Genomic DNA, 20502 nt, shown 5'->3' with positions numbered 1-20502 from the left:
AGCATCGATCCAGTGTTTCAAAAGTCTTAACTTCTGTCAACGAATCAAGATCGGTTATGCTCTCGCCATGAACGACCTGAGCCTTCTGCGCGCCGCCGCATTCAAGACCGAACTGGCGGCCAGCGGGCGCCTGATGACGCGCGCCGGCCTGAGCGAACTTGAGGCCCTCACCCGCACGCTCACGCACAGCGCCGGCGTCGCGGGCCTGGCGCACCTGCTGGCCGAACGCGCGGCGCTGCGCCTGCATGCGGCGCAGCAGTCAGACCGACGCGCTGCGCTGGCCAGCGCAGCACGCACGCGGGGTGCGGGGACCGGCAAGACAGCATGGCGGGCCTGGTTCGACGGCTCGGCGCGCCCGAATCCCGGTCGCTGCGGCATCGGCGCGGTGCTCGAAGGCCCCGGCGGCGTGCGCGTCGCCATTTCGCACGAAGCCGGCTACGGTAACAGCAGCGAAGCGGAGTACCTGGCCCTGATCGCCGTGCTGGACGCCGCCGTGACGCACGGCGCGCACGATGTGCTGGTGGTTGGCGACAGCCAGGTCGTGATCGACGACGTGAATGGTCCCGCCAGCGCAAGTGCGCCGAGCCTGCGTGACTACCGCGCCCGCGCCTCTGCGCTGCTCGCGCGCCTGCCGCAGGCACAGCTGCGCTGGATCCCACGTCACAAGAATGCACAAGCCGATGCGCTGTCACAGCGCGCCACGGCGCTCCCCTTACCGGAAACAACCGAATGCTAGAAGCCACCCCCACCGATTTCGCCGCCTGGCGCACGCAACTTGTCGCGCTGGCGGCGCAGGATGCCGGCACCGACGGCGCCCATGATGGCGCCCACCTCGACCGCGTCTGGCGCAACGCCCAGGCGCTGCTCGCGCACCACCCGGAAGCCGACCGCCTGGTGGTGCTGGCGGCCAGCTATCTGCACGACCTGGTGAACCTGCCGAAGAACGACCCCGCGCGCAATCAGGCATCGCGCCGTTCGGCCGAACTGGCGCGCGAGTTGCTCGCGCCGCTGGGCTTCCCGCCCGAGAAACTCGATGCGGTCGCCCATGCCATCGAAGCGCACAGCTTTTCGGCGGCGATTCCCGCCACCACGATCGAGGCCAAGATCGTGCAGGATGCCGACCGCCTCGACGGCCTGGGCCTGGTGGGACTGGCGCGCATGTTCTACATCGCGGGGCGCATGGAAAGCGGCCTGGCGCATCCGACCGATCCGCTGGGCGACCAGCGCGCGCACGACGATCGCCGCTATGCACTCGACCACATCGTCGTCAAGCTCGACAAGCTGCCGGACATGATGCAGACGGAAGCTGCGCGCGCCGTGGGCCGCGAACGCCTCGAACAGCTGATGACGTTCCGCGCGCAGTTCGCGGCCGAGTGGAGCGGTGTCTAGCGGTTGCTATCGGCATGCAAGCGTTGCCGCAATGCTAAGATAGGCGACCGCCAACCGCCGAGGTGTCCATGACCAGTACGACCACCGTGCCGCAAGCGTCCAGCGGCAACCTCAATTTCGTGCTGGTCTGCGTGTTCATCGACATGCTCGGCATTGGCCTGATCGTGCCCGTGCTGCCGCTGCTGGTCGGGCAATTCGTCGAAGGCGCCGACATGCGCGCCCTCTGGTACGGCGTGCTGGCCACCGTGTTCGGGCTGCTGCAATTTCTGTTCATGCCGGCGCTCGGTGCGCTGAGCGACCGCGTCGGCCGCCGCCCGGTGCTGCTGTATTCAATGGGCGGCATGTGCCTGAACTTTCTCGTCACCGCCTGGGCGCCCAGCCTGGCCTGGTTGTTCCTGGGCCGCGTCATCGGCGGCATGTCGTCGGCCAGCATGTCGGTGGCGTCAGCCTACGCATCCGACATCTCAACCCGCGAAAACCGCGCCAAGAGCTTCGGCAAGATCGGCGCCGCCTTCGGCCTGGGCTTCATCTGCGGCCCCATGCTTGGCGGCGTGCTGGGCGAAACCAACCTGCACCTGCCGTTCTACGTCGCCGCCGCGCTGTCCGGCGCGAACCTCGTGTACGGCTACTTCTTCGTGCCCGAGTCGCTGGCACCCGGCGCCCGCCCGCCCTTCGCGTGGGCGCGCCTGAACCCGTTCACGGCGCTGATGCGCCTCGTGCGGCGCCAGGACATCCGCGGCCTCGTCGTCGCGGTATTCCTGGCCACCTTCGCCCAGATGATGCTGCAATCGACCTGGGTGCTGTACACCACCTTCCGCTTCGACTGGACGCCGCGCGACAACGGCATCGCCCTCTTCTGCGTGGGCCTGACGTCGGTCATCGTGCAGGCCGGGCTGCTGGGCATCCTGATCCGGCGCTTTGGCGAGCCGCGCCTGGCCCTCCTGGGCCTGGGCTCGGGCGCCGTGGCGTATGCCGCCTACGGCCTGGCGACCGAAGGCTGGATGATGTACGTCTTCATCATGTGCAACGTCCTCGCCTACGCCGCCGGCCCGGCGCTGCAAGGGCTCGTCTCGAAATCCTCGCCGCCCGAGCAACAGGGCGAGCTGATGGGCTCCCTGCAAGCGATCGGCAGCCTCGCCGTCATCATCACGCCGCTGCTCGGCACAGGCATCCTCAGTGCCGTGAGCCACCTGCCGCAGTCGGACTGGCGCGTCGGCAGCAGTTTCTACCTGTGCGCGTTCATGCAACTGCTGGCGCTGATCGTCGCGTGGCGCTACTTCCGCCACCATAATATGGACCCGGACCAGGCCAAAAGCCGGGGTCAGGTCTGACATTTGGACACGACCCCAGCATTACAAAGCCGGGGTCAGGTCTGACATTCAGACACGACCTCAGCTTTAAGCAGTTGATTGAATGATGATCGTGCAATTTCGACGTGCCTTGAGATACCAGTGCGAAACTTATTGTCTTTTTCAAGAACAGTGCTGAGCTCGTGTACGAATGTCAGACCTGCCCCCCGGCTTTATGTTGAGCTCGTGTCCGAATGTCAGACCTGACCCCCGGCTTTATGACCCCCGGCTTTATGTTGTGACCCCGGGCTTTATGTTGAGCTCGTGTCCGAATGTCAGACCTGACCCCGGCTTTTTTTGGGTGTGACCCCGGCTTTTTTTGGGTGTGCTTCAAGGATTTCAGCATCAAAACGCCAGCTGATACGTAAGCGTGGCGCGCAGCGGGCCGGGGAAATAGAAACGGCGTTTTTCCAGGCCCGTCACCGGGTCGGCGTACGACGGCTGGAATCCTTCATTCTCGCGCAGCAGATTGGCCAGCGACAGCCGCAGCAAGCGCTTGGCGTCGATGCGCCATGCGGCGTACGCGTCCAGGTCAGTGCGCGGCGCGGTGTAGTAACCGCGATTGGCCGTCACGCGCACCAGCCCGTTGCGCTTGTGCGCCACGCTGCTGCCAAGCGTCAGCGCGCCCCGGCGGTAATCGATCCCCAGGTTGGCCGACAAGGGCGTTTGCCGTTCGAGACGGTTATCGGGGCCGGGTACCGATTCGACGCGCGACCAGTGACGTGCCACGCCCGCCCGCACGTCGATCTCCGGCGCGCCCGCCAACAGGGACTTGAGCGGAAACTTCGTTTCCAGTTCCACTGAGCGGGTCTGGGCGCGGCCGTCGTTCACCGGTGTGAAGATCCAACGGTATCCGTCAAAATAAATGCGGTTGCTCGTGTAGTCGTCGATCCGGCGCAGCGAGGTGGCGATCGACACCATCGCGTTCTCGGCCCAGTAATGCTCGTAAGCGGCGTCGACGCCCCACGCCAGTTCGGGCCTGAGGTTCGGATTGCCCTGGAAGTCGGCTTCGGTGGCGCTGTTGTTCTCAAAGGCTTGCCGACGCGGCAGCAGGTTCCACAACGCCGGTTCCTTGTAGGTGCGCGTGAGTGCGAAGCGCACCTGGTCGCCCTTGCGGCCCGGGATCTTCCACAAGGTCTGCATGACCGGGCTCCAGACGCCGGAGCCCGTGCGGGTCGAGGCAAACGAATTGCCGGATGCGCGCGTGCGGATGCCCTCCCAGCGCAGTCCCAGGTACATCGACCAGTGCGGCGTGATGTCCCACTCGTCCTGGGCATACATGGCCAACCGGGTCACGCGCGCCTCGAACGTTTCGTCCAGCGCCAGCCCGGACGGAAACGCGCGCACGCGATCCTGTTCGATGCGCGTCTCGTCGCTCCACGTGACGCTGCCGTCCCAGCCAGTGGCAAGCGCGTGACCGCTGCCGAGTTTGCGCATCGCCTTGCCGGTCGAATTGATGCCGCGGTCACGCCGCGCACCATCGATGCGGCCATCGGTCTCGGGATTGCCGGCAGCGTCGCGCCCATCGCGCAATCCCACATTCTCGCTGCGCTCACCCGTCAGGCCAAGCTTGGCTTCGATGCTGGCGCCGGACGGAAAGCCCCTGCTCCAGCGCAGGTCGGTGCGCGCCGTTTCGTCATCGGCGCGGTAGTGCGTGACCAGATCGGGCGCAGGTGGCGGGCCGCCGATCAGCGTGGTGACAAGGGCATGGCCACGGTTGCGAAACCGGGTCACGTTCACGAACGTCTCGGACGTGATCTTGTCGCCGCCAGCCAGTGTCCACTCCAGGCGCGGCGTCAGGTTCAGGCGTCGCATGCGGCCACGTTCATCGGTCGCCGTCGTGCGCAGCAGGTCGAGGGCGCCGTCGGTTCCCGTGTTCTCCAGCACCATCCCATTGACGCGATCGAACCGTTCGCTCACGCCATCGCCGGCCAGCGACCAGGCGAAGCCCTCGCGCCGGTCACTCAGTTGCAGGGACGCAGTCGGCCCCTTGAACACATCCGAACCGAGCATGCCCAGCTTGAGCTCGCGCTCCCTGGTCTTGGCCACGTGGCGCAGGACGATGTTGACCGTGCCGGCCACCGCCTGCGTCGACAGGTCTGCCGTCGCGGCGCGCAGCACCTCGATGCGCTCGACCACCTCGGGCGACAGCGTGTCGAAGCTGAAGTTGCCGGGGGCCCGTTCGCCGTTGATCAGTACCTGCGTGTAGCCGGCGCCCAGTCCACGTAGCTGGATCGTCCCGCCCTGGCCACTGCTGCCGTCGATCGTCACCCCGGGTACGCGCCGCAGCGCATCCAGGATCGAGCGGTCGCCGTAGCGCGCGAGTTCGTCGCGCTTGATGATGATGCGGGTGGCGGTGTCGTCGCGACGCGCATCGTAGCCGGCAGCGCTGCCCCGGATGTCCACCTGCGCGATGCCAGGTTCAGTCTGGGCAGCTGCCGGTAGCGGCAGGCTTGCAGCGATCAACAGGGACACGGTGTAGTGCGTTGGCAGATTCGTCACGGCGGCTTCTCCCGGTTATTGAACAGACCGGACCAGAATATGCCACTTCATAGCAGAATGTAAACGTAAATATAGAAGTTTTTATTCGACTGCAGCGCATCCCATACTGCTAGCCAATGGAACTTATAAATAACAGGGAAGCGCATGCCTGCACTGTCCGCCATCCACCGGCTACCTGCGGTACACTCGCCTCAACAGTGTTAAAAGCGGCAACAGAATTTCCGTCTGACATGCCCAGCTATAATGCGCACTTTTCCGCGAAAGGCGATCGACCGTGTCCAGACTCAAAGTCCTGCCCCAATATGTGATGCCGAAGCAGGCAATGACCAACCTCGCCGGCCGCGTTGCCGGCCACCGTGGCGGGTCGATGACGACTGGCCTGATCCGTTGGTTCGTGGGCAAATACGGCGTCGACATGAGCGAAGCAGCCAATCCGGACATCGCCAGCTACCCGAGTTTCAACGAGTTCTTCACCCGCGCGCTGCGCGATGGCGTGCGCCCTTTGGCACAGGCCGATTACGTGTGCCCGGTCGACGGCGCGATCAGCCAGTTTGGCGACATCGATGACCACCAGATTTTCCAGGCCAAGGGCCACAAGTTCACCACGGCCGAACTGGTGGGCGGCGACCAGACGCTGGCGGCGCACTTCCAGCACGGCCACTTCGCCAACGTCTACCTGAGCCCGAAGGATTACCACCGCATCCACATGCCGTGCGACGGCCGCCTGACGCGCATGATCTATGTGCCGGGCAAGCTGTTCTCGGTGAACCCGACGACGGCGCGCGGCGTGCCGGGGCTGTTTGCGCGCAACGAGCGCGTCGTGTGCGTGTTCGACAGCGACGAATTCGGGCCATTCGTGATGACGCTCGTGGGCGCGACCATCGTCGGCAGCATGGCGACCGTCTGGCATGGCGTCGTCAATCCGCCGCGCATGGCGCGCATCTGCGACTGGCAGTACGAGCCGGGCCAGGTCACGCTGAAAAAAGGCGATGAGATGGGCCGCTTCCTGCTCGGCTCCACCGTCGTGATGCTGTTCCAGAAAAATGCGATCCGCTTCAATCCGGCCTGGGCGCCTGAAGGCAAGGTGCGCCTGGGTGACGTGATGGGCAACCGGCCCCTGCGCTGATCGTTCGCGCTCAGGCAACGTCCGGCGCACCCTCCTCCAATGCGGCCTTCGCCCTGAAGGCCGCAGCGATCTGCTCCGGCCCATGGCCGTGGGCCGTACAGGTCTCTTCCATCATCGCCAGGAATGCGCGCGTCTTGGCCGGCATCAGCTTGCGGCTCGGGAATACGGCCCAGCCATTCGCGGTCGGCATTTCCCACTCCGGCAGCACCCGCACCAGTTCACCCGTCTGCATATACGGTTCGGCAAACAGCGTCGAGCTGAGCGCGATCCCGGCGCCGCGCGCAGCGATGCGCGCCAGCAGGTCCGGTGAATTGGCCGTCAGTCGGCTTGGCAGCGCGCGCTGCCAGCGCACCTTCCCGCGAATCAGCGTCCATGGCATCGGGCCGCCGCTGCGGCTCAGGATACACAGCACGTCGTGCGTGGCCAGGTCGTCCGGATGCTCGGGAATCCCGTGCCGCGCCAGGTAGGCGGGCGACGCGAACAGGCCCGGCTGCTCGAGGATGAACGGGCGCGCGCTGAGCGTGGCGTCGTCCGGCAAGTCGCCCATGCGGATGGCAATGTCGAAATTCTCGGCCACCAGGTCGACCCGGCGCGGCGTCAGGTCCATCTCGAGCGTGACGGCCGGATAGCGCTCGAGAAAGCGCGCGATCACGTGATTCAGCGTGCTGTTGGCAAAGTCGCCCGGCGCCGAGATGCGCAGCTTGCCGCTCGGCTCACCCTGGCGGTGCTGGGCCAGTGCGCCAGCAGCCTCCACTTCGTCCGCCAGGCGCCGCGCATGCTCATACAGGCTGGCACCGAATTCCGTCACCACCAGCTTGCGTGTCGTACGCTGCAGCAGCCGCTCGCCCAGGGTCGTTTCGAGCAGCGCCAGGCGGCGCGACACGGTCGACTTCGGTAGATTGACGCGGTCCGCAGCGCGCGTGAAGCTCCCGGCCTCTACGATGCGGGCAAACAGCAGCAGGTCATTCGGTTCGACGTCCATGATTGTCCCATCAGCAGAATAATGTTATCCATTTTACGGGCTTTCGCATTGTTTTTGGAAAGACTAAAGTAGACCCATCGCTACTCCAACCACGAAGGGAACACACCATGAACATCCTGCACATCACCTCGAGCATCCGCGGCGACGCTTCCGAATCGACCCGCGTCACGCAGCAGATCGTCGACAAGCTCGTCGCTGCCAATCCGGGCGCCACGATCGTACGCCGCGACCTGGGCGCGGCCCCGGTCGCGCTGCTCGACGGCGCAGCACTGGGCGCGCTGTTCACGCCGGGTGACCAGCGCAGCGCCGCGCAACTGGCGCGCGTGGAGCAGGACGACGCGCTGATCCTCGAAGCGCAGGCGGCGGACGTGATCGTGCTGGGTGCGCCGATGTACAACTTCTCGATGCCGGCGCAGCTGAAAAGCTGGTTCGACGCCATCGCCCGCGCTGGCGTGACGTTCCGTTATACCGAGACCGGTCCGGAAGGCCTGCTCAAGAACAAGAAGGTCTACGTGGCTGCAGCGCGCGGTGGTGTCTACGAAGAGGCGCAGGATCCGCAAGTGCCGCAGATGCGCGCGCTGCTGGGCTTTTTGGGCCTGATCGACCAGACCTATATCTACTCGTCGGGCATGGCAATGGGGCCGGACGCCGTCGCTGCTGGCCAGGCAGCGGCCAACGCCGCTGTCGAAGCGGCGCTGGCATAACACCCGCACTGCCCCAGCCGCCAGCAGGCGGCCCAACCACCAGGAGAACAGATTGACCACTACCGTCACGCAGCCAGTCACCACGGCACCCCTCGCAAAAAGCCGTGGCGTCGAGCGCCTCATCAACGGCCAGTTCGTGATGGACGGCGCGGGCGTACGCATCAACCGCATCCTGACTGGTCCCCTGCAGCGCCGCCTGGACCCGTTCCTGATGCTCGATGCCTTCGGCAGCGACAAGCCGGGCGACTACATCGCCGGCTTTCCCGAGCACCCGCACCGGGGCTTCGAGACGATCACCTACATGCTGGCAGGGCGCATGCGTCACCGCGACAGCGCCGGCAACGAAGGCCTGGTCACCGATGGCGGCGTGCAGTGGATGACGGCCGGCCGCGGGGTGATTCACTCCGAGATGCCGGAGCAGAACGCCGGCCTGATGGAAGGCTTCCAGCTCTGGCTCAACCTGCCCGCGAGCGACAAGATGACGGCGCCGTGGTATCGCGACATCCCTCTCGAGGAAGTGCCGCGCCTGACAACGCCTGACGGCGTGACCGTGCAGGTAATCGCCGGCCGCACGCATGGCGTCGACGGCGCGGTGCAGCGGGCGCATACCGAGCCGCTGTATCTCGACCTCGAAATCCCGGCCGGCGTGACGTTCGAGCAGCCGATTCCGGCCGGACACAATGCGTTCGTCTATGTGTTTCGCGGTGAAGCCGTTATCGACGGAAAAGGCGTGCCGCAAACGCGCATGGCGATCCTCGACAATGCCGCCGGCGCCGACGGCGTGCGGATCAAGGCGATCGCACCCACGCGCCTGCTGGTACTGGCCGGGCGCCCATTGAGCGAACCCATCGCGCAGTACGGACCGTTCGTGATGAATACCCAGGCCGAGCTGCATCAGGCGGTCGAGGATTTTCGGGCCGGGCGTTTCGCATAAGCGCGTCGTCAGCGGCCACCCTACGTACCTGGCAGGCATGCGCTACACTCTCGGGATGACACAAGCGCAACACAGCCTGCCATGGCACTGCTAGACACCCTGGGCGACCTGCTCGCCCGCGCCAGCTATGCGCTGGGGCTGGAAAACGCCGACCGCTTCCCGCGCGGGCACGCTTCCCCGCACACCCGCTGGAACAAGGCGTACTTCGACATCCCGTCCGACCTCAAGGCCGAGCGGATGGAAACCATCATCTGCGCGGCCATCACCAACACGCCCTATGTGTTCGGCGAGATCCGCAATCCGACGCCCCGCATGCAGCGCGCGTTACTTGCCATCATCGAAGCGCGCCTGCGCCGCGCCGACGCGCCGGCCGATCTGGTGGCGCTGCTGATCAAGGCATACCGTCAGCCGCACACACCCGACATCGTGCCGGGCCTGCGCGCGACGATCGCGGCCAATGCGCAGTTCGATGCAAATATCCAGGCGCATGCGGTGCTGGCGTACCTGGGCGATGCGCCGGCGGGGTTTGGCGTGATCGAGGCGCGGGGCTGATGCAGCCAGCATGCGTCAATGCTGGCATTTACCGATAAAATACCGCCACCCATTTTCTCTTCACTCACACCGCCCATGACTTCGCCCCGCCAGTTCCAGTTCAAATCGATCAACTACACCGGCCTGCAGCCAGGCCCGCGCGTCATCATCATGGGCGCGACCCACGGCAACGAGGTATGCGGCACCAAAGCCATCCGGCGCGTGATGGACGAGATCGACAGCGGCGCGCTGCACATTGCTGCCGGCAGAGTGACATTCGTGCCAATCGTCAATCCGCTGGCGTACCAGCAGGTCACGCGCAATGGCGACCGCAACCTGAACCGCGACCTGTTCCCGAAAGCCAATCCACAGGATTTCGAAGACCAGATCGCGAACTGGCTGTGCCCCCTGCTCGGCCAGCACGACGTGCTGCTCGATATCCATTCGTTTGCCGCCACGGGCGAGCCGTTCGTGATGGTTGGTCCGCTCGACAATGACGGCACGCTGCAGCCGTTCCGCCACGCCGAAAAAGAACGCGCGTGGGCGCGCCGCCTGGGCGTGCGTCGCTTTGTCGATGGCTGGCTGGCGACCTATGGCGACGGCGTGCAGCGCCGCAGCCGCAGTGCCGACGAACTGGAAACGGTGTTGCGTTATGGCGTGGGCACCACCGAATACATGCGCAGCACGGGTGGCTACGCGCTGACGCTCGAAGCCGGCCAGCACGACGATCCGGCCGCGCCCGATGTGGCATACCGCGCGATCATGAATACGCTGGCGCACCTGGGTTTGATTGCGGCGCCCGACCCGGTGCCCGTGGATTTCGATGCCATGGAAGCGCTGTCGATGGTGGTCGTGCACGACAAGCTGCACGCGGATGACGCGTTCGTGCGTCCCTGGAAAAGCTTCGATCCGGTTGAAGAAGGTGAACTGATCGGCACCCGCGCCGACGGCACGCCCGTCACCGCCGAATTCGGCGGCCGTATCCTGTTCCCGGCCGCCAGCGCTGCCGCCAACACCGAGTGGTATTACCTCACCCGCCCGAACCCGCTGTTCGGACGCGAACAGGGCTGAGCTTCACGATGCCGCTGATGATCAGCGCGTTCGGCAACAGTCGCAGCGCGCCGGTCCAGATGGCGTAGGCAGCACCCGGCAGCAAAAATCGGACCCCCGCCAGCAGACTTTTTTTGAATATCGTAAGATGACGATATTCGGATCGAAAGATCCCGATATAAAGGAACCACCCGATGGATATCGACGCGATCCACAAGGCCCTGGCCAACCCGGTGCGGCGCCAGATCCTGCACTGGCTGAAAGATCCGCAGTTGCACTTCAGCGAGCAGGAACACCCGCTCGAGATGGGTGTGTGCTGCAAGCTGATCGACCAGCGCACCGGCCTGTCGCAATCGACCGTGTCGGCGCACTTGGCCACGCTGCAGCGCACGGGCCTGGTGGGCACGCGCCGGGTCGGCCAGTGGGTTTTTTATCATCGCAACGAGGAAGCCATTGCGGCCTTCCTCGCCCAATTGAACGACGCAATTTAGGAAAACCAGATGACTACCATGTTTGATCCGATCAAGGTCGGCGCCCTCGAATGGCCAAACCGCATTGTCATGGCGCCGCTGACCCGCTCGCGCGCCGATGCCGGCCGTGTCCCCAATGCCCTGATGGCCGAATACTATGTGCAGCGCGCTTCGGCGGGCCTGATCCTGTCCGAAGCCACGTCGGTCACCCCGATGGGTGTCGGTTACGCCGACACGCCAGGCATCTGGTCCGATGAGCAGGTCGAAGGCTGGAAGCTCGTGACCGACGCCGTGCACGCTGCCGGCGGCCGCATCTTCCTGCAGCTGTGGCACGTCGGCCGCATCTCCGACCCGTCGTTCCTGGACGGCCAACTGCCGGTGGCGCCATCGGCGATCAAGCCGGACGGCCACGTGAGCCTGCTGCGCCCGAAGCGTGAATATGTCACCCCGCGCGCGCTGGACATCGAAGAAATTCCGGGCATCGTATCGGCCTACCGCAAGGGCGCCGAGAATGCCAAGCTGGCCGGCTTCGACGGCGTGGAAATCCACGGCGCCAATGGCTACCTGCTCGACCAGTTTCTGCAAGACTCGACCAACCAGCGCACCGACGCGTACGGCGGTTCGATCGAACACCGCGCGCGCCTGCTGCTGGAAGTAACCGATGCCTGCATCGACGTCTGGGGCGCCGACCGCGTCGGCATGCACCTGGCGCCGGCACGCGACTCGCACGATATGGGCGACTCGACGCCGGCCGAAACCTTCGGCTACGTCGCGCGTGAACTGGGTCGCCGCAAGATCGCGTTCATCTTCACCCGCGAAGGCCAAAGCCCGGATGAACTGGGCCCGATGATCAAGAAAGAATTCGGCGGCGTCTGGATCGCGAACCAGCAGCTGAGCAAGGAAAAGGCCGAGGAACTGGTCGCCAGCGGCACGGCCGATGCCGTCTCGTGGGGCCAGCTGTACATCGCCAACCCGGACCTGGTGGAACGCCTGCAGCTGAACGCACCGCTCAACAAGCCGAACCCGGACACGTTCTACTATCCGGGCGCGACCGGCTACACCGATTATCCGGCGCTGCCGGCCACGGTGTAAGCATCCCTTTCTCCGCGCCCTCGCCCGCTATCGCCGGCGAGGGGCGGCGCTTCTTCGAACAGGACCTGCGGGTCCTGTTTTTTTTCGTATTGACGCTTGAATGGAGCATATGTATGCCATATGCATGCGTGAAAAAGGATCATCGTGATGGGTGTCCAGCCACGAACGTTAGTGATATTCTTGCGCGATTGTTAGATTGTTACTGCGCGCACGTGTCGATGCGCCTACCGAGAGAGGATTTTCAGTGAACGTTCCAGCACACCGCGCCATGGCGCTTGCCATCGCTTCCGCCATCGCCTTCAGCGGCGCCGTCCACGCTGCGCCGGCGGCTCAGGGCGCGCGCGCCGAGACGCCATTCCTGTCGCAGGTCGACGCCTTTGCCCGCTCCGCGCGTGTATCGAACGTGGACTATGTGCTGGACTTCACGCTGACCGGCAAGGAAACCTTTGCCGGCACCACGACCGTCACGTTCGACCTGAAGGATGCCGACGCGCCGGTCACGCTCGACCTGAAGGACGCCACCGTCAAATCGGTCAGCGTCAACGGCAAGCCCGTCGCCACGCGCTACAACAAGTGGTTCGTCACGCTCGACGCGGCCAGCCTGGCCAAGGGCCGCAACACGGTCGTCATCGATTACGAGCGCCTGCACAGCACCAATGGTGAAGGCCTGCACCGCATGGTCGATCCGGCCGATGGCCGCGTCTACACCTATTCGCACTTCGAGCCGGTCGCCGCCCAGCAGATGTTCGCCGTGTTCGACCAGCCCGACCTGAAGGCCAGCTACACGGTGTCGGTTACCGCGCCGCGCGACTGGCACGTGGTCACGACCACGCGCGAGACGAAGATCGATGAGCGTGGCGCGAACCGCCACTGGACCTTCAAGACCACCAAGCGACTCAGCCCGTACAACTTCTCGCTGCACGCCGGCCCGTACCAGGTCTGGGAAGACAACAGCGGCAAGTACCCGATGCGCCTGTTCGCGCGCCAGTCGCTGGCCAAGCTGGTGGTACCGGCAGACTGGTTCCGCCAGACCAAGGCCGGCCTCGGCTTCTTCGAAGAATACTTCGGCGTCCCGTATCCGTTCGAGAAATACGACCAGCTGATCGTGCCGGACTTCCTGTACGGCGCGATGGAAAACGCCGGCGCGATCACGTTCGCCGAAGCGCGCTATGGCGTGGCCAATATGACGGCCGAGCAGAAGCAGTCGCTGACCGAAGTGATCATGCACGAGATGGCGCACCAGTGGTTCGGCAATCTGGTGACCATGAAGTGGTGGAACGGCCTGTGGCTGAACGAAAGCTTCGCATCCTTCATGGGCGTGCTGGCGACGGTCGAATCGACCGAGTTCAAGGATTCGTGGCAGAAGTTCTACCAGAGCGGCAAGCAGCGCGCCTATATCCAGGACCAGACCGCCAGCACGCATCCGATCGAAGTGCCGGTGCCGTCGTCGAGCAACGCCTTCGACAATATCGATGCGATCACCTATTCGAAAGGCGGCTCGACGCTCAAGCAGCTGCGCCACCTGCTGGGCGAAGACGTGTTCCGCAAGGGCGTGCACAACTACCTGGTCAAGTACTCGTGGAAGAACGCGACGCTCGACGATTTCATCAGCAGCCTGGGCGAAGCAGCAGGCCGCGACCTGTCCGGCTGGACCAAACAATGGCTGTACAACGCCGGCGTGAACACCATCGCCGCGAACTACAGCTGCAGCGGCGGCAAGATCCGCAACTTCACGCTGACGCAGACCGCGCCATCGAAAGAGCTGCCGACGCTGCGCGAACAGCGCGTGCAGATCGGCGCCTTCAAGATCGACGGCGGCAAGCTGACGCTCGTGAAGAACGTCCCCGTCACCTACACGGGCGCCAAGACCGCGGTGCCGGACATGAACGGCACCGCCTGCCCGGATCTGGTCTACCCGAACTACCAGGACTGGGGCTACGCCAAGGTCAAGCTGGACAAGCGCTCGTTCGCCACCGCGCGCACCAGCCTGGCCAAGGTCGACGATCCGCTGCTGCGCGCGATGCTGTGGCAGAGCCTGTGGGATGGCGTGCGCGACGCCGAAATGCCACTGAATGACTTCCTCACCGTGGCGCTGAACAATGCGCCGCTCGAGAAGGATTACACGCTGCTGGGCGACGTGCTGGGCAAGGTCAGCGAGTCGAAGGCCTACCTCAATGCGATGAACCTGGATAACGCCTACACGCGCCAGACCACGCTGGCACTGGAAAAAATGGCGTGGGACGGCGTGCTGGCCAACAAGGGCAACGCCGACTTCCAGCGCCGCTGGTTCAACCAGTACGTGAGCGTTGCCAGCAGCCCGGACGCGCTGGCGCGCCTGGCCGGCATCCTCGATGGCAAGGTCGACGCCGCGGGCGTGCCGGTGGGTCAGCCACAGCGCTGGTCGATCATCGCGCGCCTGAACCGGTACAACCACCCGGGCGCGTTCGACCTGATCGCGCAGGAGTCCGCACGTGACAAGTCGGACGCCGGCCAGATCGCGGCCGTGGCAGCCACGGTCGTGCGCCCTGACGCCGCCGTCAAGGCGGACTGGGTCAAGCAGATCGAAGACCAGAAGACGGCGTTGCCGTTCTCGCGTATCCGCACCGCGATGGGCAGCATCTTCCCGGCTGAACAGGGCGCGCTCAATGAGCGCGATGCCGATGCGCGCCTGGCACGCCTGCCGCAGGTGGACAAGACGGGCGGCCCGGTCTTCATGCGCGCGTATGCCGGCACGATGATCCCGGCGACCTGCACGCCGCAAAGCGTGGCGCGCCTGAGCCGCGCGGCAGCCACGATGACTGACCTGTCGGCGTTCACGCGCCGCACGCTGCTCGACACGCTGCAGGACGATCAGCGCTGCGTGGCGATCAAGGCAAAGCTGAACGCACCAAAAGGCTGATCGCCACATGCTGGCTGCCGGAGTCCTGACGCCGCGCCGCAGGCCCGGCTGGCCGCTTGCGGTCACGCTGGGTCTGCACCTGCTGCTGGGCTGGTGGTGGTTGCAGGCGACCGGCGTACGGGTGCTGCCGGCGGTTGTGTCGGCGCCCCGTGAATTCATCGTGGTAGCGGTGCTGGCGCCTGCGCCTTCCCGTCCTTCCACTGCCCCCGCTGCACCCGCTGCACCCGCTGCACCCGCTGCCGCAGCGTCACCACGACCGCGCGCAACGCAGGCAATTCCTGCGCGCGCCGTTCCTGCCGCGCCGACAGTGGCGCCACAACCGCTCACGCCAGCGCCTGCGGACACTGCGCCGCCTGCGGCCACGAGCGAACCTGGTGCAGATCCCTTCCCCACCCCGCCCGGCGCAGCACAAGACACCACTGCCACAGGCGACGACAGCCTGGCCAGCCGCGGCAAACGCACGGCAGGCGCGATCGACCACGAGCTGCGCAAGGGGAAACTGGCGCCGCTCGATCCGGGCGACAGCAAATGGCAGCGCTTCGCGGAGGCCGTCGGCAATGCCCGCGTGGACACCTCGCGCACGCTGATATCGGAAAGTTATACGGCGCCGGACGGGGTTGTCGTGTACCGCTTCCGCCTGGGCGGGCGCACCTGGTGTCGCACCGGCGGCGACATCAGGCCGAGCCCGTTCGGCGCCCAGGCTGGCGGCGCAGCGCTGTTCGACAAGGCCGGTGGTGGCGGCTTCGCTGGCACGGTCCGATGCCCGACGCGGGTAGTGTTCAAACCCGACTGAGCCACTGACAGGCCGCACAGTCGCCGTCCACCGTCGCGCTGCCCTGCCGTAAAATGGCCGCTTGCGGCGCTCTGCCGCTTACGGAGACAACACATTGGACTGGGATTATCCGCAACCGTTCATCCTGGCGGTGACGCCGCAGGCCGGCGACATCGATGGCCTGAACCACACCAACAATGCCGTGTACGTGCGCTGGTGCGAGCAGGCCGGCTGGGCGCACTCCGACAACCTCGGCCTGTCACTCGACGACTACCGGCGCCTCGACCGGGCGATGGCGATCCGGCGCGGCGAATACGATTACCTGCTGCCGACGTTCGTCGGCGAAGCGCTGCGCCTGGCCACCTGGCTCGTTGGCGGCGACGGCAAGCTGTCGATGGAACGGCGCTTCCAGCTCGTGCGCGACAGCGATGGTGCCACGGTGCTGCGCGGGCGCTGGGACCTGGTCTGCATCGAACTCTCGAGCGGCCGGCCGCGCCGCATGCCCGCCGAATTCCTGGGCACGTACATGCCGGTGATCGTGGGCGGCCCGCCTACAGGATCTCGCTGACGCGCGTGAATGGCCGGCACAGTCGCACACCCTTGGGTGTCACGACAAATGGCCGCTCGATCAGGATCGGATGCGCGACCATCGCGTCCAGCAGCGCAGCGTCGCTGGTGCCCGGCTGGTCCAGTCCCAATTCGGTGAAGACCGCTTCCTTGCTGCGCACGGCCTCCCGCACCGTGATGCCCGCATCGGCAATCAAGCGGGTCAGCGTGTCACGTGTTGGCGGGTTGGCCAGGTAGTCGATGATCTGCGGTTCATGACCGGCGTCGCGGATGGCGGCCAGCGTGTTGCGCGACGTGCCGCAGCGGGCATTGTGATAAATCGTGATAGCCATGGTCATAGCAATGGTGTTTTTCTATTCATGGTGTGGTGAATCGGACAACGACATGATAACCACAGCGCATACCCGTCACCACTATTTTGCTTGTTCCCCCTTCCGGGCCGGGCTAGAATCGCACGCTTGATTTTATCGAGCGTAAGAACTGCAGCCGTTGCAGATGACTGACGCCACCCTCCGGAGACCCGATGACCGACTACTTGCTGCGCCCTGCAGCCCTGCCCACCCTGCGCCAGCGCGCGGCGCTGCGTGTACTGCAGTGCTTCGGCTGGAAGGTGTTCTTCAAACCGTTGCCAGGGCCGCACGGTGTTTGCGTCATCTATCCGCATACGTCGAACTGGGATTTCCCGATCGGCCTGCTGGCCACGTGGGCCATGGGCACGCAGTTCAAGTGGCTGGCCAAGGACACGCTGTTCCGGGGCCCGATGGGCCGCCTGATGCGCCACTGGGGCGGCGTGCCGGTCGACCGCCGCGCGCCGATGGGCGCAACGCGCCAGCTGGCTGACACCATGCTCGCCGCGCCATCGTTCTGGATCGGCATCACGCCGGAAGGCACGCGCGCCTATCGTCCCAACTGGAAAAGCGGCTTCTACCACCTGGCCGTCACGGCCAATGTGCCGATGGTGCTGGTGCGTTTTGACTATGGCAAAAAAGAGCTGAGCCTCGTCGACACGATGACACCGACCGGCGACGTCGAGCGCGACATGGACGCCATCCGCGCCGTCTACGTGGGCAGCCAGGCGCTGTACCCGGAAAACGCGGCGCCGATCGTGCTGGCGCCGCCACGCGACGAGCAATCCGCGCAGCGCAAGCGGGCCTGAACGCCGCGGACTCAGTCCCCTGCCGGCGCGGCCGCCAGCTGGTCCCACGCAATGGCGGCGCTCAGGAACACCTGGCCATCGAGTTTGCCCAACAAGTCGCTTTCCTTGAGCCGGTCCATGACCGGCCCCTTCACTTCCGCCAGATGCAGCAGCACGCCGCGCTGGCGTAGCGAGCTGATCAGCTCTTCCAGCCCGAACAGCGCCGACGTGTCGATCGCATTCACGGCCGACAGCACCAGCACCAGATGGCGCGTCCCCGGATGGGCGACGAGTTCTTCGTCGATGCGCTCGTTGACCGCATCCACATTGCCGAAGAACAGGCCGGCATCGACCCGCAGCATCAGCAGCCCCGGCGTCGTCTCGGCCGAATAGCGCTCCACGTTGCGGAAGTGTTCGGTGCCATGGATGCGGCCCAGCACCGCGATATGCGGCCGGCTGGCGCGCCAGATCAGCACGACCATCGACAGCGCCACGCCAACCAGCACGCCGGCTTCCACACCCAGCAGCAGCACCCCGCCGGCGGTAGCCAGCAGCGCCAGCGCATCGGCGCGGTCGTAGCGCCAGGCGGTGCGCAGCGTCGACAGGTCGAGCATCCCGAGCACGGCCACGATGATCGTTGCGGCCAGTGTCGGCAGCGGCAGCAGCGCGAGCCAGCCGGTGGGCAGCACGAGCGCCAGCGCCAGCAGGCCGGCCGTGATCATGCTGGCCAGTTGCGTGTTGGCGCCGGCCGCGAAATTGACGGCCGAACGCGACAGACTGCCGGTGACGGGAAAGCCGCCGGTCAGCGCGCTGCCGACGTTGGCCGCGCCCAGGCCCACCAGTTCGCGGTTGCTGACCAGTTTTTCGCCGCCCCGCTTGAGCGCCAGCGCCTGCGCGCCCGACATGCTGATCAGGAACACCATGAAGCCAATCAAGAGCGCCGGTTGGAGCAGCGCTTGCCAGTGCTGCGACGACGTCGCCAGGTTCAGCCCCGGCAAACCGGTCGGCACGGCGCCCGTCGTCGCCACCCCCATCTGCACAAGACCCAGCTGCTGCACGAGCGCCATCGCACCCAGCACGACGGCAATCGGCGCCAGCTTGGACCCGACGTCGGCCGCCGCTGCCGGCACGCGCAGCCGGCGCAGCAGCGGCGCCAGGTGACTGCGCGCGGCCAACAGCAGCACGAGCGAACCGACGCCCAGCAGGATGCTTGGCCAGTGCGGCGTCATGCCGATCTCGATGGGGCCGCCCACCAGCGTGCGCAACTGCCCCCACGCGATGACGATCGCCGAGCCGATGGTGAAGCCGCTCATCACGGGTCGCGAAAAGAAGTTGGCGAGAAAGCCGATGCGCAGCAGCCCGCACAGCAGCAGGACCAGGCCGGACAACAGGGCCAGTTGCGCGGCCAGCACGCCATACAGCGCCGTGCCCGGCGTGGCCAGTGGCGCCAGCGTGGACGCCGTCATCAGGGAAATGATCGCCATCGGCCCGACCGATTGCGTGGTGCTGGTGCCGAACAGCGCATACAGCAAGGGCGGGACAATGCTGGCGTAGATACCGACCGCCGGCGGCAGGCCCGCCACCAGTGCGTAGGCCATGCCCTGCGGGATCATCATCATCGCCACCACGATGCCGGCGCTGATATCGCCCGGCAGCGCGGCGCGCCGGTACGGGCGCAACCACTCAAGCATGGAAAGTCCTGGCCGGGACGGCCGGAGGTGAAAAGAACGCTAGCGTAGCATGATTACCAGCCCAGGCCGAGCCTCAGGACGCATACTTCAACGGGCCAGCGCCACCAGCCAGATGCCCGCCGCGCCGATGGCCGCAGCCAGTGGCCGGCGCAGGCGCTCGCCCGGGATCGCGCCCAGCAGCATCAGCCCGGCGCTGGCCAGGATGAAGCCGGCGCCGCTGGCCATGCCGGTCAGCTCATTGCCGTGCGCGAGTCCGTGCACAAAGGCGCAGGCGCCGACGGTAAGCACCGCCATCTGCGGCTGCTGCAGTCGCGGGGCATATGCCGCCAACCCGCCCAGTAGCAGCACGGTCGCCGCGATCGACAGTTCGAGTGCCGGCAACGCGACGCCGCCGCTGCTGGCCGCGCCCAGCGCCATCATCACGAGGAACGTCGGTGCGAGCAGGTAGCGGTGCTGCTGGCGGCTCCAGAGGCCAACCGCGAGCAGCGCCAGCAGATGGTCGACGCCCGTCACCGGGTGCAGCAGGCCGGCCACGAAGCCACTGTCGGGCGCGTGTCCGGGATGCGCGGCCGCCGGCAACGCCAGTGTCAGGGCGGTCACGGCCACGCCGGCGCGGGCCCGGTGGTGGCGGATGGTGTGGTGCAGCGCGCGCAAACTTGTCGTCATGGTCATCTCCCTGGTGTTATTGGTGGACTGCGTCGAGCAGGCCCTGCTCGCGGATGAACGCGACCACGTCCTGCACGCCTTCGCCCGTGCGCAGATTGGTAAACACGAAGGGCCGTTCGCCGCGCTGGCGCCGTGCATCGCTCGCCATCACCGCCAGGTCCGCCCCGACGTGCGGCGCCAGATCGGTCTTGTTGATGATCAGGAGGTCCGAGCGCGTGATGCCCGGCCCGCCCTTGCGCGGGATCTTTTCGCCGCCGGCGACGTCGATCACGTACAGCGTCAGGTCGGACAGCTCCGGGCTGAAGGTCGCGGCCAGGTTGTCGCCACCCGATTCGACCAGCACCAGCTCCAGGTCCGGAAAATCGGCCTGCAGGCGCGCGATGGCTTCCAGGTTGATCGACGCGTCTTCGCGGATCGCCGTGTGCGGGCAGCCGCCCGTCTCCACGCCCATCAGGCGCTCGGGCGCGAGCGCACCGGCGCGCAGCAGGATGTCCATGTCTTCGCGCGTGTAGATATCGTTGGTGATCACGGCCATGTCGTACGCGTCGCGCATGTGGCGGCACAGCAGCTCGCACAGCGCGGTCTTGCCCGAGCCAACCGGCCCGCCGATTCCGACCCGCAGCGGATTGGATGTTGTCATGCT

At 65.9% G+C, this 20502-nt stretch carries 20 protein-coding genes; 14 read left to right on the top strand and 6 right to left on the bottom strand.

The genetic code is table 11. The features are described 5' to 3' along the window. Positions 1 to 67 precede the first annotated feature (67 nt). The 3 genes from AC56LW_RS22325 to AC56LW_RS22315 all read left to right on the top strand — a co-directional run bounded on the left by AC56LW_RS22325 (position 68) and on the right by AC56LW_RS22315 (position 2720). A complete protein-coding gene (locus AC56LW_RS22325) occupies positions 68 to 736 on the top strand; it encodes a ribonuclease HI family protein (RefSeq protein ID WP_499637735.1) in 669 nt (222 codons plus the stop codon). Further along, on the top strand, positions 730 to 1389 hold the full coding sequence (locus tag AC56LW_RS22320) for an HD domain-containing protein (protein WP_499637732.1): 660 nt from the start codon (positions 730 to 732) through the stop codon (positions 1387 to 1389). Before AC56LW_RS22325 ends, AC56LW_RS22320 begins: the two co-directional genes overlap by 7 nt. A gap of 68 nt (positions 1390 to 1457) precedes the next feature. Continuing rightward, the gene (locus tag AC56LW_RS22315) at positions 1458 to 2720 is read left to right on the top strand and encodes a TCR/Tet family MFS transporter (RefSeq protein ID WP_499637729.1); all 1263 of its coding nucleotides are present in this window, start codon (positions 1458 to 1460) and stop codon (positions 2718 to 2720) included. 363 nt (positions 2721 to 3083) lie between these two features. On the opposite strand, the gene AC56LW_RS22310 is transcribed toward AC56LW_RS22315, so the two are convergent. Next, entirely contained in the window at positions 3084 to 5240 is a 2157-nt protein-coding gene (locus tag AC56LW_RS22310) for a TonB-dependent receptor plug domain-containing protein (protein WP_499637726.1), read from the bottom strand. A gap of 292 nt (positions 5241 to 5532) precedes the next feature. Here AC56LW_RS22310 and asd point away from each other — a divergent pair, with 292 nt between their 5' ends. Beyond that, complete coding sequence (asd, locus tag AC56LW_RS22305) at positions 5533 to 6366, top strand: archaetidylserine decarboxylase (RefSeq protein WP_499637811.1); 834 nt, start codon at positions 5533 to 5535, stop codon at positions 6364 to 6366. 10 nt (positions 6367 to 6376) lie between these two features. On the opposite strand, the gene AC56LW_RS22300 is transcribed toward asd, so the two are convergent. Beyond that, a complete protein-coding gene (locus AC56LW_RS22300) occupies positions 6377 to 7348 on the bottom strand; it encodes a LysR family transcriptional regulator (protein WP_332532951.1) in 972 nt (323 codons plus the stop codon). Between the two features lie 107 nt (positions 7349 to 7455). On the opposite strand from AC56LW_RS22300, the gene AC56LW_RS22295 reads away from it, so the two are divergent. The 9 genes from AC56LW_RS22295 to AC56LW_RS22255 all read left to right on the top strand — a co-directional run bounded on the left by AC56LW_RS22295 (position 7456) and on the right by AC56LW_RS22255 (position 16368). Continuing rightward, entirely contained in the window at positions 7456 to 8052 is a 597-nt protein-coding gene (locus tag AC56LW_RS22295) for an FMN-dependent NADH-azoreductase (protein ID WP_499637723.1), read from the top strand. 139 nt (positions 8053 to 8191) lie between these two features. After that, positions 8192 to 8986, top strand: a complete 795-nt coding sequence (locus tag AC56LW_RS22290; RefSeq protein ID WP_499637808.1) for a pirin family protein — start codon at positions 8192 to 8194, stop codon at positions 8984 to 8986. 81 nt (positions 8987 to 9067) lie between these two features. Then, positions 9068 to 9538 (top strand): hypothetical protein, encoded by a 471-nt coding sequence (locus AC56LW_RS22285; RefSeq protein ID WP_499637721.1) that lies wholly within the window; start codon positions 9068 to 9070, stop codon positions 9536 to 9538. 75 nt (positions 9539 to 9613) lie between these two features. Beyond that, on the top strand, positions 9614 to 10588 hold the full coding sequence (locus AC56LW_RS22280; RefSeq protein ID WP_499637718.1) for a succinylglutamate desuccinylase/aspartoacylase family protein: 975 nt from the start codon (positions 9614 to 9616) through the stop codon (positions 10586 to 10588). A gap of 173 nt (positions 10589 to 10761) precedes the next feature. After that, entirely contained in the window at positions 10762 to 11058 is a 297-nt protein-coding gene (locus tag AC56LW_RS22275; RefSeq protein WP_332532955.1) for an ArsR/SmtB family transcription factor, read from the top strand. Between the two features lie 9 nt (positions 11059 to 11067). Then, a complete protein-coding gene (locus AC56LW_RS22270; RefSeq protein WP_499637715.1) occupies positions 11068 to 12129 on the top strand; it encodes an alkene reductase in 1062 nt (353 codons plus the stop codon). Between the two features lie 244 nt (positions 12130 to 12373). Next, positions 12374 to 15028 (top strand): aminopeptidase N, encoded by a 2655-nt coding sequence (pepN, locus tag AC56LW_RS22265; RefSeq protein WP_499637712.1) that lies wholly within the window; start codon positions 12374 to 12376, stop codon positions 15026 to 15028. Between the two features lie 7 nt (positions 15029 to 15035). Further along, positions 15036 to 15821, top strand: coding sequence for a hypothetical protein (locus AC56LW_RS22260; protein WP_499637709.1), 786 nt, complete (start codon positions 15036 to 15038; stop codon positions 15819 to 15821). Between the two features lie 94 nt (positions 15822 to 15915). After that, positions 15916 to 16368: an acyl-CoA thioesterase gene (locus tag AC56LW_RS22255; RefSeq protein ID WP_499637707.1), complete on the top strand. Its 453-nt coding sequence runs from the start codon at positions 15916 to 15918 to the stop codon at positions 16366 to 16368. Here the strand turns inward: AC56LW_RS22255 and arsC are convergent. Beyond that, complete coding sequence (arsC, locus tag AC56LW_RS22250) at positions 16352 to 16699, bottom strand: arsenate reductase (glutaredoxin) (protein ID WP_332532960.1); 348 nt, start codon at positions 16697 to 16699, stop codon at positions 16352 to 16354. The two genes, AC56LW_RS22255 and arsC, sit on opposite strands and share 17 nt — an antisense overlap. 191 nt (positions 16700 to 16890) lie before the next feature. Here arsC and AC56LW_RS22245 point away from each other — a divergent pair, with 191 nt between their 5' ends. Beyond that, positions 16891 to 17523, top strand: coding sequence for a 1-acyl-sn-glycerol-3-phosphate acyltransferase (locus tag AC56LW_RS22245; protein WP_332532961.1), 633 nt, complete (start codon positions 16891 to 16893; stop codon positions 17521 to 17523). An 11-nt stretch (positions 17524 to 17534) separates the two neighbouring features. Here AC56LW_RS22245 and AC56LW_RS22240 read toward each other — a convergent pair whose 3' ends face one another. From AC56LW_RS22240 to ureG, 3 genes are all read right to left on the bottom strand, one after another. Next, complete coding sequence (locus tag AC56LW_RS22240) at positions 17535 to 19193, bottom strand: SulP family inorganic anion transporter (RefSeq protein WP_499637704.1); 1659 nt, start codon at positions 19191 to 19193, stop codon at positions 17535 to 17537. A gap of 87 nt (positions 19194 to 19280) precedes the next feature. Continuing rightward, positions 19281 to 19859, bottom strand: a complete 579-nt coding sequence (locus AC56LW_RS22235) for a HupE/UreJ family protein (RefSeq protein ID WP_499637701.1) — start codon at positions 19857 to 19859, stop codon at positions 19281 to 19283. Between the two features lie 16 nt (positions 19860 to 19875). Then, a complete protein-coding gene (ureG, locus tag AC56LW_RS22230; protein ID WP_332532964.1) occupies positions 19876 to 20499 on the bottom strand; it encodes an urease accessory protein UreG in 624 nt (207 codons plus the stop codon). Positions 20500 to 20502: the final 3 nt, after the last annotated feature.

Source organism: Telluria sp. LT2P80, assembly GCF_059685955.1.
The sequence above is the reverse complement of the archived record's forward strand: the minus strand, read 5'-3'. Positions and strand labels throughout refer to the sequence as shown.